Origin of the sequence: Priestia sp. YIM B13489, from assembly GCF_042787645.1 — a bacterium.
Taxonomy (GTDB): Bacteria; Bacillota; Bacilli; order Bacillales; family Bacillaceae_H; genus Priestia; species Priestia megaterium.
This window is the reverse complement of record NZ_JBHZOQ010000036.1, coordinates 468038-481673: the sequence shown is the minus strand read 5'-3', so window position 1 is coordinate 481673 and position 13636 is coordinate 468038. Positions and strand designations below refer to the sequence as shown.

Annotated in this window: 12 protein-coding genes; all 12 read left to right on the top strand. The window is 39.1% G+C overall.

Annotation, left to right across the window (positions count from 1 at the left end; translation table 11 throughout):
- The first annotated feature begins 90 nt into the window (after positions 1–90).
- The 12 genes from ACFX4W_RS04270 (at position 91) to ACFX4W_RS04215 (ending at position 13279) form a co-directional block, all read left to right on the top strand.
- Positions 91–1071, top strand: a complete 981-nt coding sequence (locus ACFX4W_RS04270; RefSeq protein ID WP_377559246.1) for a polysaccharide deacetylase family protein — start codon at positions 91–93, stop codon at positions 1069–1071.
- Positions 1072–1099: 28 nt separating this feature from the next.
- The gene (locus tag ACFX4W_RS04265) at positions 1100–2344 is read left to right on the top strand and encodes a M16 family metallopeptidase (protein ID WP_028411394.1); all 1245 of its coding nucleotides are present in this window, start codon (positions 1100–1102) and stop codon (positions 2342–2344) included.
- 98 nt (positions 2345–2442) lie between these two features.
- A complete protein-coding gene (locus ACFX4W_RS04260; RefSeq protein WP_043976526.1) occupies positions 2443–2709 on the top strand; it encodes a YlmC/YmxH family sporulation protein in 267 nt (88 codons plus the stop codon).
- 188 nt (positions 2710–2897) lie between these two features.
- Complete coding sequence (gene dpaA, locus ACFX4W_RS04255; protein ID WP_013058826.1) at positions 2898–3797, top strand: dipicolinic acid synthetase subunit A; 900 nt, start codon at positions 2898–2900, stop codon at positions 3795–3797.
- The gene (locus ACFX4W_RS04250) at positions 3797–4402 is read left to right on the top strand and encodes a dipicolinate synthase subunit B (protein WP_025750286.1); all 606 of its coding nucleotides are present in this window, start codon (positions 3797–3799) and stop codon (positions 4400–4402) included. The genes dpaA and ACFX4W_RS04250 overlap by 1 nt, the downstream gene beginning before the upstream one ends.
- A 191-nt stretch (positions 4403–4593) precedes the next feature.
- Positions 4594–5637, top strand: coding sequence for an aspartate-semialdehyde dehydrogenase (gene asd / locus ACFX4W_RS04245; RefSeq protein WP_013058824.1), 1044 nt, complete (start codon positions 4594–4596; stop codon positions 5635–5637).
- 39 nt (positions 5638–5676) lie between these two features.
- A complete protein-coding gene (gene dapG / locus ACFX4W_RS04240) occupies positions 5677–6909 on the top strand; it encodes an aspartate kinase (protein WP_013084757.1) in 1233 nt (410 codons plus the stop codon).
- Between the two features lie 75 nt (positions 6910–6984).
- Positions 6985–7857, top strand: coding sequence for a 4-hydroxy-tetrahydrodipicolinate synthase (gene dapA / locus ACFX4W_RS04235; RefSeq protein ID WP_043976529.1), 873 nt, complete (start codon positions 6985–6987; stop codon positions 7855–7857).
- 194 nt (positions 7858–8051) lie between these two features.
- Entirely contained in the window at positions 8052–9719 is a 1668-nt protein-coding gene (locus ACFX4W_RS04230) for a ribonuclease J (protein ID WP_025750285.1), read from the top strand.
- 105 nt (positions 9720–9824) lie between these two features.
- Positions 9825–10577 carry a ClpP family protease gene (locus ACFX4W_RS04225; RefSeq protein WP_013058820.1) on the top strand — a complete coding sequence of 251 codons (753 nt, stop codon included), beginning with the start codon at positions 9825–9827 and terminating at the stop codon, positions 10575–10577.
- The gene (locus ACFX4W_RS04220; RefSeq protein WP_043976531.1) at positions 10574–10783 is read left to right on the top strand and encodes a YlzJ-like family protein; all 210 of its coding nucleotides are present in this window, start codon (positions 10574–10576) and stop codon (positions 10781–10783) included. Before ACFX4W_RS04225 ends, ACFX4W_RS04220 begins: the two co-directional genes overlap by 4 nt.
- Positions 10784–10921: 138 nt before the next feature.
- Complete coding sequence (locus tag ACFX4W_RS04215; RefSeq protein WP_043976532.1) at positions 10922–13279, top strand: FtsK/SpoIIIE family DNA translocase; 2358 nt, start codon at positions 10922–10924, stop codon at positions 13277–13279.
- The last annotated feature ends 357 nt before the right edge of the window (positions 13280–13636 follow it).

Here is a 13636-nt window from a genome sequence, read left to right as displayed (position 1 = left end):
TCCATGTGTAGGGCGATTTTATCGTTTGTAGATGTTTGTTCTACCTTGTCCCCTTTATACATATTTTAAATGGTAAAGGGGGAAGGATAAGTGAAGAGAACCATTGTGCAATTTGCAGCATTTCTATTTTTACTGGCAATTACATATAAATCTATTTATAATCCTTTTGCTGAAGCATATATAGAAGCACTTAAATCCGATGTACAACTTGTATCAGCTCAGCATGATGCGTTATATCAAAAGATTGAAGAAAAAGCAAAAGATTATGAAAAGCCGGCAGCGAATGCACGAATCGATCCCGTTTGGAAACGGGTTCCTGGCTATAACGGCATAAAAGTTGATCTTGCTGCTTCTTATAAAAATATGAAACCTGCGGGTAAATTTGATGAAAAAAAACTAGTGTACAAACAGGTTAGACCAAAGGTTCACTTGAAGGATTTACCACAGGAACCTATCTACCGTGGACACGATGAAAAGCCTATGGTATCGTTTACAGTGAACGTAGCATGGGGGAACGAGTATTTGCCTAAAATGTTAGAAGTGCTAAAAAAGCACCATGCTAAAGCAACTTTCTTTTTAGAAGGAAAATGGGTTAAAAATAATCCAGATATGGCAAAAATGATTGTAGACGCAGGGCATGAAGTAGGAAACCACTCTTATTCTCATCCTGATATGGCTACTTTATCGGCTAGTCAAATCAATCAGCAGCTTAAAAAAACGAATGATATTATTACGTCTACTACGGGACAAAAAGTAAAATGGTTTGCTCCGCCGAGCGGCAGTTTTCGCCCCGAAGTAGTAACGCTTGCTTCTCAGTTAAAAATGAGTACCATCATGTGGACGGTTGATACAATCGATTGGCAAAAGCCAAGTTCAGAAGTGTTAATTAATCGAGTAATGAAAAAGATTCACCCAGGGGCTATTGTACTGATGCACCCGACTGAATCAACGGCTGAATCGCTTGACCAATTGTTAACCGATATTGAACGCAAAGGCCTCAAAGTTAGCGATGTGTCAACAATGCTAGATGAAGAACGAATGATGAAAATACCTTCTTCTACTAAGAAGTAAGTGAGATAAGCAAAAGGGAGGCACTAGCTTGATAAAACGATATACGTGCAAAAATGGTGTAAGAATTGTATTGGAAAATATCCCAACTGTTCGATCTGTGGCCATTGGGGTGTGGATCGGAACGGGTTCTCGAAGTGAACACCCTGAAATTAATGGTGTATCACATTTTCTTGAACATATGTTTTTTAAAGGAACAAAAACAAGATCTGCTCGTGAAATTGCAGAAAGCTTCGACCGCATTGGCGGACAAGTAAATGCATTCACTTCTAAAGAATACACGTGTTACTATGCAAAAGTATTAGATGAACATGCAGATCAAGCGCTCGATGTGCTGGCGGATATGTTCTTTAATTCTTCATTTGATGAAGAGGAATTAGCTCGTGAAAAAAATGTTGTATATGAAGAAATTAAAATGTATGAAGATACACCTGATGATATTGTACACGATTTATTAGGAAAAGCCGTATATGGCAATCATCCATTAGGCTATCCAATTTTAGGAACGGAAGATACGTTAAAAACATTTAACGGTGATTCGCTTCGTCAGTATATGGAGCAAATGTATATTCCCGAAAACATCGTTATTTCAGTAGCTGGAAACATTGATGAAAGTTTTATTCAGCAGGTGGAAAACTATTTTGGTACATATACGTCAAGTCACTCCGCTCATCAATATGTTCAGCCAGAGTTCCATACAAATCATATTGCGCGCAAAAAGGAGACTGAACAAGCTCACCTTTGCCTTGGCTTTAAAGGTTTGCCAATCGGCGGAGAAGATGTATATAGCTTAATTGTATTAAATAACGTGCTTGGTGGAAGTATGAGCAGTCGTTTGTTCCAAGAAGTTCGCGAACAGCGCGGCTTGGCTTACTCTGTTTTCTCTTATCATTCTTCTTATCGAGACAGCGGTCTTGTCACGATTTATGGGGGAACGGGAAGCCATCAGCTCGACGTATTATATGATACGGTTCAAGAAACGCTTTATGATTTGAAAGACAAAGGGATTACGGATAAAGAACTTGCTAACAGCAAAGAGCAGCTGAAAGGAAACTTAATGCTGAGCCTTGAAAGTACAAATAGCCGTATGAGCAGAAACGGAAAAAATGAGTTAATGCTAGGCTATCACCGTTCATTAGATGAGATTTTAGATCTTGTTAATGCCGTGACTAAAGATAGTGTAAATGGTCTTGCGCGAGATATTTTCAAAGATGAATTTGCTCTTTCGCTAATAAGCCCGAGTGGAGATTTACCTAAAGGTTTTAAAGGAAATTAAACAGTAAAAGTAAGGTTGGCTAAAATAATTGAGCCAGCCTTATTTTTTTGTCATTTTTTGTACGGTTGTTCAATAAATTAGATGAAAGGAGGGATTCTATGAGATTAAGCGAACTGAGTGGAAAAGAAATTGTAGATGTTAAGCGAGCAGAGCGTTTGGGTATTTTAGGGCAAACGGATCTTGAAATTAATGAGCATACGGGACAAATTAATGCGCTTATTATTCCATCTGTGAAGTGGTTTGGGCTTCGAAAGCAAGGAGATGAAGTGCGAGTGCCGTGGGGGAATATCGAAAAAATTGGTACAGATATGGTGATTGTAAATGTCCAGCAGCTAGAAGACATAAACAATCAGTCAACAAAATAAGAAACGAGATGCTTCCTGCATCTCGTTTCTTTTATTTTCAGGGATAAAGATTCACCGATTCCTGTGTGTTTACATAGTATGTTGAAGAAAAGCAATAGGCATTCTAGGGCGTAATGATAGCACTTTACATCTCGATGGTTTAAGCGAAAGATACATCTATTTAATGTTAAAGAAGGTGAAAATGAAACATGTTAACGGATTTGCACATAGCTGTAATTGGCGGTGATGCTAGGCAGCTTGAAGTCATTCGAAAATTAATTCAATTAGATGCAAAAACCTCTCTTATTGGTTTTGATCAGCTAGATCATGGTTTTACAGGTGCGACGAAATATCAGATAGAGGAGCTGGATTTTTCAGATGTTGACGCCATCATCCTTCCAGTGCCTGGAACAAATCACGAAGGGCAAGTAGATACTATTTTTTCAAATGAAAAAGTAGTGCTGACTGAAGAAATACTTAAAAAAACGCCTGAGCACTGCATTATTTATTCTGGTATTAGCAATGGGTATTTAAACGAATTAGTCAAAACGACAAACCGTAAACTCGTTCAGCTATTTGAGCGTGATGATGTAGCAATTTATAACTCTATTCCTACTGTTGAAGGTACCATCATGCTTGTTATTCAACATACGGATTTTACCATTCACGGTTCAAATATTTCTGTTCTAGGTTTAGGAAGAGTAGGAATGAGCGTGGCGAGGTCCTTTGCTGCACTCGGTGCCAATGTAAAAGTAGGAGCTAGAAAATCTGAACATTTAGCACGTATTGCTGAAATGGGTTTGCAACCTTTCTATCTTTCTGAACTCGATAAAGAAATTGCTGATAGTGATATATGTATTAACACCATTCCATACCCCATCTTAACGGCTAAGACATTATCTAATGTCCCGACCCATGCGCTCATTATTGATTTAGCTTCAAAGCCTGGAGGAACCGATTTCCGCTATGCGGAAAAACGAGGAATTAAAGCTATTTTAGCACCTGGTCTTCCAGGAATTGTGGCTCCAAAAACAGCAGGTCAGATTGTCGCTAATGTATTAGTGAATTTATTAAAAGACGCTGCGGATGCGAGAGAGGAGAAAAAATAATGTCATTAAAAGGTAAAAGAATAGGATTCGGCTTGACGGGATCTCACTGTACGTATGATGCGGTTATGCCGGAAATTGAAAAGCTTGTTAATTTGGGAGCAGAAGTGTTACCGGTCGTTTCTTACACTGTACAATCCACAAATACTCGTTTTGGAGATGGAGAAGACTGGGTGAAAAAAATTGAGGAATTAACGGGTCACGCCGTCATCAATACAATTGTAAAAGCAGAGCCTCTAGGACCGAAAATTCCGCTTGATTGTATGGTGGTTGCCCCAATCACTGGGAATACGATGAGTAAGTTTGCAAATGCAATGACTGAATCTCCGGTACTCATGGCAGCTAAAGCAACGCTTCGTAATAATAAGCCGGTGGTACTGGGAATTTCGACTAATGACGCACTAGGGCTAAATGGTGTAAACTTAATGAGGCTAATGGCGACTAAAAATATTTATTTTATTCCATTTGGTCAAGATGACCCGGTGTTTAAGCCGAATTCAATGGTAGCGCGTATGACGATGTTATCAGACACGGTGTACGCAGCGCTTGAAGATAAACAGATTCAGCCTGTTATTGTCGAAAGGTTCCGCGACGGTCAAGAGTCATAGGACATATATGCCTCTTGCTGTTGCATGAATCTATTCAATACTGCGGCTGTAAGAGAACTCTCAATTTCAAAGAAGAGAAGATTTTAAAAATCTTCTCTTCTTTGACGCAATGAAGCATAATAATATGTTAAAATAGTCAGTATATGCAGATAAATGTTGAGTAGTTGAAAATTGTTGGAGGCGGTATTAAAATGACAAGAGAATTACATGTAGCAGTAGTAGGAGCAACAGGTGCAGTAGGACAACAAATGATTAAAACCCTACAGGAGCGTAATTTTCCAGTTGGTAAATTAACGTTATTATCTTCAGCTCGTTCAGCTGGTAAAAAAGTGTTGTTTAACGGAGAAGAAGTTGTTGTGCAAGAAGCAACTCCTGATAGCTTTGAAGGCGTAGATATTGCTTTATTCAGTGCAGGCGGGAGCATTTCAAAAGCACTTGCACCAGAGGCAGTAAAACGCGGAGCAATCGTTGTAGACAACACAAGCGCTTATCGAATGGATGAAAATGTCCCGTTAGTTGTGCCGGAAGTGAATGAAGACGCATTACACGCACATAACGGAATCATTGCTAATCCAAACTGCTCTACAATTCAAATGGTTGCAGCATTACAGCCATTACGCGAAACATACGGCTTATCTAAAGTGCTAGTATCAACGTATCAAGCCGTTTCTGGAGCAGGCGCCGCTGCAATTAATGAATTAAAAGAACAAGCCAAAGCTATTTTAGAAGAAAAAGAGTTTACACCGGAAATTTTACCGGTTGGTGGAGATAAAAAACATTATCAAATTGCTTTTAATGCCATTCCGCAAATTGATAAATTTCAAGATAACGGTTTTACATTTGAAGAAATGAAAATGATTAATGAAACGAAGAAAATTATGAGCATGCCTGAATTGCCAGTAGCTGCTACTTGTGTTCGTCTACCGGTTGTAACAGGTCATTCAGAGTCAGTGTACATTGAAATTGAAAAAGACGGTGTAACGGTAGCTGATGTGAAAAATTTATTGGCTGATGCACCTGGTATCGTATTGCAAGATGATCCAGAAAATCAAGTATATCCAATGCCAGCAGATTGTGTAGGTAAACGAGATGTGTTTGTCGGCCGTATTCGTAAAGATTTAGATCGCGATAACGGTTTCCATATGTGGATCGTTTCTGATAACTTGTTAAAAGGTGCAGCTTGGAATTCTGTACAAATTGCAGAATCACTTATTAAGCTTAGCTTAGTAAAATAAGCGCAACCAGGGTGTCTCGGAACATGATGAGGTGTAAGTATGAAAATAATCGTCCAAAAATTTGGAGGAACTTCCGTTCGTAACGAAGAAGGAAGAGCGAGAGCAATCTATCATTTAAATAATGCATTAAGTGAGGGTTACAAAGTAGTCGTTGTTGTATCGGCAATGGGACGAAAAGGTGAGCCGTATGCAACGGATACATTGCTTTCACTTGTTGATGGAAATAAAGCGTCTCTTAATAAACGTGAGCTTGATATGCTTATGGCATGCGGAGAATTAATTTCATCGGTTGTGTTTACGAATTTATTAAACGAAAATGGTATTAAAGCTACAGCGTTAAACGGTGCACAGGCCGGGTTTGTAACGAATGATGATTTTACCAATGCCAAGATACTAGAAATGAAATGCGACCGTTTGTTGAAAGAATTAGAAGAATACGATGTAGTTGTTGTAACAGGCTTTCAAGGGGCAACTACTGAAGGTGATACAACAACGCTTGGACGCGGAGGCAGCGATACATCTGCTTCAGCTTTAGGTGCAGCCCTTATGGCTGATTACATTGACATTTTCACAGATGTAGAAGGTGTGATGACAGCGGACCCGCGTATTGTAGAAGATGCAAGACCGCTATCCGTTGTCACATATAACGAAATATGCAACATGGCTTATCAAGGTGCAAAAGTAGTTCACCCACGTGCCGTAGAGATTGCCATGCAAGCCAAAGTGCCGATGCGCGTCCGTTCCACGTATGCTGATTCAACAGGTACGCTTGTTACATCTCAAGGTGAAGCACAGCAGCGTGGCAGCGATGTGCAAGAACGCCTTGTAACAGGCATCGCGCACGTATCCAACGTCACTCAAATTAAAGTTTTTAGTAAAGAAGGCCATTATGATACGCAAGCAGAAGTATTCAAAGCAATGGCACAAGAAAAAATCAGCGTAGATTTTATCAATATTTCACCGAAGGGTGTTGTATATACGGTAACAGATGAAGCAACTGACAAAGCGATTGATGTGCTTCATGCGCTAGGTTATGAGCCGGCTGTTATTCGCAACTGTGCCAAAGTGTCAACGGTTGGAGCAGGAATTGCAGGGGTGCCTGGTGTTACCTCTAAAATTGTTACAGCCCTTTCTGGCGAAGGTATTCAGATTTTACAATCTGCTGACAGCCATACGACGATTTGGGTGCTTGTAAAAGAAGAGGATTTAAAGAAAGCCGTTAATGCTCTTCATGGTGCCTTTGACTTGTCAAAAGCACCGCAAAAGAGATAAACTACATGTTCCGTTAGCTATAAGCTAACGGTTCATTACATGAATAGGGATAATGCAATTTCAAGGAGTGAAAACATGATTGATTTTGGGAAAGTCGCAACAGCGATGGTAACGCCTTTTGATCATAAAGGAAATATTGATTTTGAAAAAACAACGCAGCTTATTAACTATTTAATCAGCAACGGTTCGGATGCGTTGGTTATTGCAGGAACAACGGGTGAATCCCCTACGCTTTCAACAGAAGAAAAGCTGGCGCTGTTCCGCCACTCAGTAAAGGTAGTAGACGGCCGTGTACCTGTTGTGGCTGGTACAGGAAGCAACAATACGTATGCATCAATTGAATTAACGAAAAAGGCAGAAGAAATCGGCGTAGATGCGATTATGATTGTAGCACCTTATTACAACAAGCCGAATCAGGAAGGCTTATATCAGCACTTTAAAACAATTGCTGAAAGTACAGAGCTGCCTGTCATGTTATACAATATTCCGGGGCGATCCGTGATCAATATGTCTGTTGATACAATTGTGCGCCTAGCTGAACTGCCAAATGTTGTAGCGTTAAAAGATGCAAGCGGAGATCTTGACGCAATGACAGCTATTATCGCACAAACAAGCAATGATTTTGCTTTATACAGCGGTGATGATGGTTTAACACTACCGGTACTAGCAATTGGAGGAACTGGTATTATTTCTGTTGCCTCTCACATTATTGGGAATGAAATGCAAGAGATGGTTAAGCTGTATGAGTCAGGAAATCCGAAGGAAGCAGCAAAAATTCATCAGCGTATTGTACCTGTTATGAAATCTCTTTTTGCAGCTCCAAGTCCAACACCTGTTAAAACGGCTTTACAGTTGAAAGGGTTAGACGTAGGATCGGTACGATTACCTTTAGTTCCGTTAACGGAAGAAGAACGCCAAACGTTAGTCAGCACATTAAATACGCTATAAGCTATAAGTATGTTTTTTAAACGTCTCTTCATTGACCGTATATACGAGTCGATGAAGAGACGTTTTTTTCTTATAAGATAATAGAAGAGCAGATGACGGAAATAGACGAATGAAATTTCTTGTATTCCAATTCTTACTTCAGTTATAATGTAAGCAAATGAAATTGTACGGGTGAAAGTAAGTAGGAGGAGCTTATGGTACTAGAAAAGACAGAAAATATTAAAATTTCAGCCTTGGGTGGAGTCGGAGAACTTGGAAAAAACATGTATGTGGTGGAAATCAATGAAAACATATATGTGTTAGATGCAGGATCAAAGTTTCCGGGAGGGGAAATGTTAGGAATTGATATTGTCATTCCGGACATTACATATTTAGTAGAAAATCAGCAGAACGTAAAAGGCATATTTGTTACTCATGGACACGAAGAACAAATTGGCGCTATTCCCTTTATACTTCAAAAATTGGATGTGCCTGTATATGGTACAGAATTAACGCTAGCACTTATCAAAGAAAAGTTAAAAGAATATGGAATTAAAAAATATGAAGCTTTACATCCTATCACTTCGTCAACGGTTTTATCGTTTGAAGGAGTAGATATTTCATTTTTCAGAACGCAGCACAGCATCCAAGATTCAGTCGGTATTTGTTTACAAACAAATCAAGGTGCGATTGTATATACAGGTGATTTTAAATTTGATCAAAATTCAGTCAGCATTCAAAGCGCTGATATTGGAAAAATGGCTGCCATTGGGGAACAAGGCGTCCTGTGTTTGCTTTCAGACAGTACAAATGCGGATAAGCCGGGCTATACAGTTTCCGAAGCCGTCATTGGACAAAATATTACCGACGCTTTTTATAAAAGCAAAGGTCGAATCATTGTTGCTGCATACAGTTCCAATCTGCACCGTATTCAGCAAATCATTCATGCCGCATATCAGCACGGCCGTAACCTGATCGTTATGGAAAAAAATATGCTGAAAATCATTGATATTGCAGCAAAACTTGGACATTTGCAGCTGCCTGAGGATTTAATTGTTCCTGTGCAAAAGCTAAAAGATCTTCCAGAACATGAAACGGTTATTTTAACAACAGGTCATCACGGAGAGCCGATTTTAGGTCTTACTCGAATGGCTAAACAGTCCCATAAATTTATTCAAATCAAACAAGATGACACGGTCCTGCTGGCTGCTACACCTGTGGCGGGGCACGAAACGACCTTTTCAAAAACAATTGACGTCATCTTTCGTTTAGGAGCAAGCGTAGTGTTTGCTCAGAAGAAAGTGCAGGCTTCCGGACACGGCAGTCAAGAAGAATTAAAATTTATGATTAACTTAACAAAGCCGAAATATGTCATGCCTGTGAATGGAGAGTATCGAAAACAAAAAGCTTATGCAAAGCTGGCCGGTCAATTAGGAATATCAGAAGATCATATTTGTTTGCTTGAAAAAGGTGAGCGAGTTGAGTTTAAAGATGCTCGCATGTACCCTAGCGGTTCTATTCAAGCAGGAAATACGCTCATTGATGGACTAGGCGTCGGTGATATTGGAAATATCGTTCTGAGAGACCGCAGGCTGCTGTCACAGGACGGAATCTTAACGGTAGTAGTTACGATTAATAAACGCCAAAAAACGGTAGTAGCGGGGCCAGAAATCATCTCGCGCGGATTCGTCTATGTAAGAGAATCAGAAAAGCTTTTAGAAGAAGCAACGAAGATTGTTCAGCAAATTTTAGAAAAGTGTATGGAAGACAAAGTGATCGAGTGGTCTTCATTAAAATTAAAAATGAGAGAAAGTTTAAATCAATTTTTATATGAAAAAACCCGTCGTAAACCGATGATTTTACCGATTATCATGGAAATCTAATGTGAAGCCTTCCCGCTGGGAAGGCTTTTTATTTGCAGCTGATGCGGATGTAATAACTATGAGAAGTTCATACTACTACTATCAATAAGTGAAAGGAGCTAGAATATGTTTGAAAATAACGAAAGATTACATTCTGATGAAGCGCCTCAGCAGCCTAATAAAAATGAAGAAAGCAAGGGCGGAATATTAGATAAAATTCAACAACTAGGACAGACCAACGTGGCTCAGCTTCCTCAGGATTCTAATATTCACTGTTTAACGATTGTAGGACAAATCGAAGGGCACATGCAGCTGCCTCCTCAAAACAAAACGACAAAATATGAGCATGTCATCCCGCAAATTGTGGCGATCGAACAAAATCCAAAAATTGAAGGATTGCTTATTATTTTGAATACAGTAGGTGGAGATGTAGAAGCGGGTCTTGCAATTGCTGAAATGATTGCTTCGTTATCCAAGCCTTCTGTGTCGATTGTGTTAGGAGGCGGACATTCAATCGGTGTTCCAATTGCGGTTTCAACTGATTATTCGTATATTGCCGGTACAGCGACCATGACCATTCACCCTATTCGCTTAACAGGTCTTGTTATTGGTGTACCGCAAACATTTGAATACTTAGATAAAATGCAAGAGCGCGTGATTAACTTTGTGAGAGAACACTCTCATATTTCAGAAGAAAAGTTTAAAGAACTTATGTTTTCAAAAGGGAATTTAACGCGTGATATCGGGACAAATGTAGTTGGTGGAGATGCTGTTTCATACGGGTTAATTAACGAAGTTGGCGGAGTTGCTCAAGCAATCAAAAAGTTGAATGAACTGATTGAGCAAGGACGTCAGAATGAGGAGCAGCTGCTGCAATGATTTTGTATACAATGATGCCGCAAGAACTAATCTTTCAGCAGTCTTATCAACAAGAACAATCTCAGCCAAAGCTTATTAACCATAATGGAATCCCGGTTATTGTTGAAGAAAATGAACAAAAGCAACAGCAAATTGTGAGGATTTTAAGCACGAATCCTCAAGATTATTTGAATGAAAATTATTATCCTGGTCAAATTTTGTCGTAAGGATTTCAGTATAATTATGGTGAATATGGTATAATGAATATGACGAAGAAGGCAGCCGCTGTATTGGCTGCTTTTTTATTCAACTGATAAAAGAAACAAAATCAACATAGAGTGTTGGACGTTGATTGGAGTGGAAAAATGGCAAAGAAAAAACGAAGAGGTCAAATAAAAAAGGATGAATGGAAACGCATATTGCGCTTTGAGCTTATTGGCTTACTTTTATTAGCATTAACGTTAATTGCCATGGCAGGACTTGGTGCTGTAGGACAGGCCCTTGTACTAGTGGTCCGCTTATTTATTGGCGAATGGTATATGCTGTGTTTAATCGGAATGGCTATTCTATCTGTTTATATTATTTGGAAAAGGGAAATGCCTCCTTTAGTGACGCGGCAACTTATCGGTACATATCTCATTATTTTATCTATTTTACTGTTTAGTCATGTTACGTTATTTGAAAATTTATCAAAAAATGGAACGTTTACAGATCCGTCTGTCATTATGAACACGTGGGATTTGTATATGCTCGAAGCAACGGGTCAATCAAATCACAGCGATTTAGGCGGAGGGATGATAGGAGCTATTATGTTTGCCATGTTCTACTATCTATTTGATAGCTTAGGAACAGAACTTATCGCTGCCTTGCTTATTGTGATTGGGGTACTGCTTATTACCGGACGTTCGCTTCACGAAACGGTATTAAAACTTTTGTCACCTCTAGTGAATTTTTTAACAACGGAGTTAAAAGAAGGCTGGCAAGATATTCAGACGTGGAAACATAAAAAGAAAAAAGCCCCTAAAACAACAAAAAAGAGACGCCAAGAAAAAGCTGTTCAAGAACCTGAAGAAAGCATGGACATAGAAGTAGAAGCACCTTCGCCTCCAATTATTGAACACTTTGACTACGGAGAGGAAGAGTCTAGTCAACCTCCTGCTGCTCCTATAGCTCCGGTGCCGCCGGTTATGGAATCGAAGCCTGTAGCTGCTGCACCGCAACAGCCAAGGCCACAAAAGGAAAAGGAAGAAGAAAAAGCTCCTATGATTACATTTACTGAAACGGAAAATAAAGAGTATGAGCTTCCTCCTATCAAGCTATTAACGATGCCAAAGAAAAGCAACCAGGCAAAAGAGCATAAAAACATTTATAAAAATGCCGAAAAACTTGAAAAAACGTTTCAAAGTTTCGGCGTAAAAGCAAAAGTGGCAAAAGTTCACCTTGGACCAGCTGTTACAAAATATGAAGTATATCCTGATGTAGGAGTAAAAGTAAGTAAGATTGTCAATTTAAGTGATGATCTAGCACTTGCATTAGCTGCCAAAGATATCCGGATTGAAGCTCCAATTCCCGGGAAATCAGCGGTAGGAATTGAAGTGCCGAACGAAGAAGTAGCGATGGTTTCACTTAGAGAAGTACTTGAAGCAACTGAAAATAACCGACCGGATAAAAAGCTATTAGTTGGTTTAGGAAGAGATATTTCAGGCGAAGCTGTGCTAGCAGAGCTTAATAAAATGCCTCATATGCTTGTAGCAGGGGCAACAGGAAGCGGAAAAAGTGTGTGTATCAACGGTATTATTATTAGTATTTTAATGAGGACAAAGCCTCATGAAGTAAAATTAATGATGATTGACCCTAAAATGGTTGAGCTCAATATGTACAATGGTATTCCACATTTATTGGCTCCTGTTGTAACGGATCCGAAAAAAGCTTCTCAAGCCTTAAAGAAAGTTGTAAATGAAATGGAGCGACGTTATGAGCTGTTTTCACACAGCGGAACGAGAAACATTGAAGGATATAACGATTTAGTAAAACGTATGAATGACGATGGAGACGCCGATGCAAAACAGCCGACTCTTCCTTATATTGTGGTGATTGTCGATGAGTTGGCTGACTTGATGATGGTTGCTTCGTCTGACGTCGAAGATTCGATCACACGTCTTGCTCAAATGGCTCGTGCTGCCGGCATTCATTTAATTATTGCTACACAGCGACCATCAGTAGATGTTATTACGGGAGTTATTAAAGCTAACATTCCTTCCCGAATCGCTTTTAGTGTATCTTCACAAACTGACTCTCGTACGATCTTAGATATGGGAGGAGCTGAAAAGCTTCTAGGAAGAGGAGATATGCTGTTCATGCCTGTTGGAGCTTCAAAACCTGTGCGTGTGCAAGGTGCCTTTTTATCAGATGAAGAAGTAGAAGAAATTGTTGATTTTGTAATTGCACAGCAAAAAGCGCAGTATCAAGAAGAAATGATTCCAACCGATGCTCCTGAACAAGTTGATGATTTTGCAGATGAGTTATATGATGAAGCGGTACAGCTTGTAGCAGAAATGCAAACAGCTTCTGTTTCTATGCTGCAGCGACGCTTTCGAATTGGCTATAACCGGGCTGCACGCTTGATCGATGCAATGGAAGAGCGTGGAGTGGTGGGGCCTTATGAAGGAAGTAAGCCGCGTTCCGTGCTGATTTCTCAGCAAAATGAGGATGTTGGATCTTAATAAGTTTCATAAAAAAGATGACTTGCATATGTGCAAGTCATCTTTTTTATGAAACGAAAGAGAGGAAGAATAGTATCATACAAAAATATGTCATGCTAAATAAATGAAATAAAAACGAATATTAAAAAATTTAATGACTAAAATGTTTGGTTTTTATCTAATATTAGAAGAAAAGCAGGTTGTTAGGTATGCTGACATTAAAAAAATAACAAAAATTCATTTTTTTAAAAAAATAATAAAAATTTTAATAAAAAATTAATATAACCTATTTATTTATCTGTCGAAAAATGATATATTATTTTCGATTAAGTAGTCGAACATCAGAGGTCTGATGACTTTTTAATATGGAGGAAGAGT

What these genes read in the sequence shown, in the direction of transcription:
- ACFX4W_RS04260 (WP_043976526.1), top strand. Translation starts at nt 2,443, where the DNA reads ATGAGATTAAGCGAACTGAGTGGAAAAGAAATTGTAGATGTTAAGCGA.
- dpaA (WP_013058826.1), top strand. Translation starts at nt 2,898, where the DNA reads ATGTTAACGGATTTGCACATAGCTGTAATTGGCGGTGATGCTAGGCAG.
- ACFX4W_RS04250 (WP_025750286.1), top strand. Translation starts at nt 3,797, where the DNA reads ATGTCATTAAAAGGTAAAAGAATAGGATTCGGCTTGACGGGATCTCAC.
- asd (WP_013058824.1), top strand. Translation starts at nt 4,594, where the DNA reads ATGACAAGAGAATTACATGTAGCAGTAGTAGGAGCAACAGGTGCAGTA.
- dapG (WP_013084757.1), top strand. Translation starts at nt 5,677, where the DNA reads ATGAAAATAATCGTCCAAAAATTTGGAGGAACTTCCGTTCGTAACGAA.
- dapA (WP_043976529.1), top strand. Translation starts at nt 6,985, where the DNA reads ATGATTGATTTTGGGAAAGTCGCAACAGCGATGGTAACGCCTTTTGAT.
- ACFX4W_RS04230 (WP_025750285.1), top strand. Translation starts at nt 8,052, where the DNA reads ATGGTACTAGAAAAGACAGAAAATATTAAAATTTCAGCCTTGGGTGGA.
- ACFX4W_RS04225 (WP_013058820.1), top strand. Translation starts at nt 9,825, where the DNA reads ATGTTTGAAAATAACGAAAGATTACATTCTGATGAAGCGCCTCAGCAG.
- ACFX4W_RS04220 (WP_043976531.1), top strand. Translation starts at nt 10,574, where the DNA reads ATGATTTTGTATACAATGATGCCGCAAGAACTAATCTTTCAGCAGTCT.
- ACFX4W_RS04215 (WP_043976532.1), top strand. Translation starts at nt 10,922, where the DNA reads ATGGCAAAGAAAAAACGAAGAGGTCAAATAAAAAAGGATGAATGGAAA.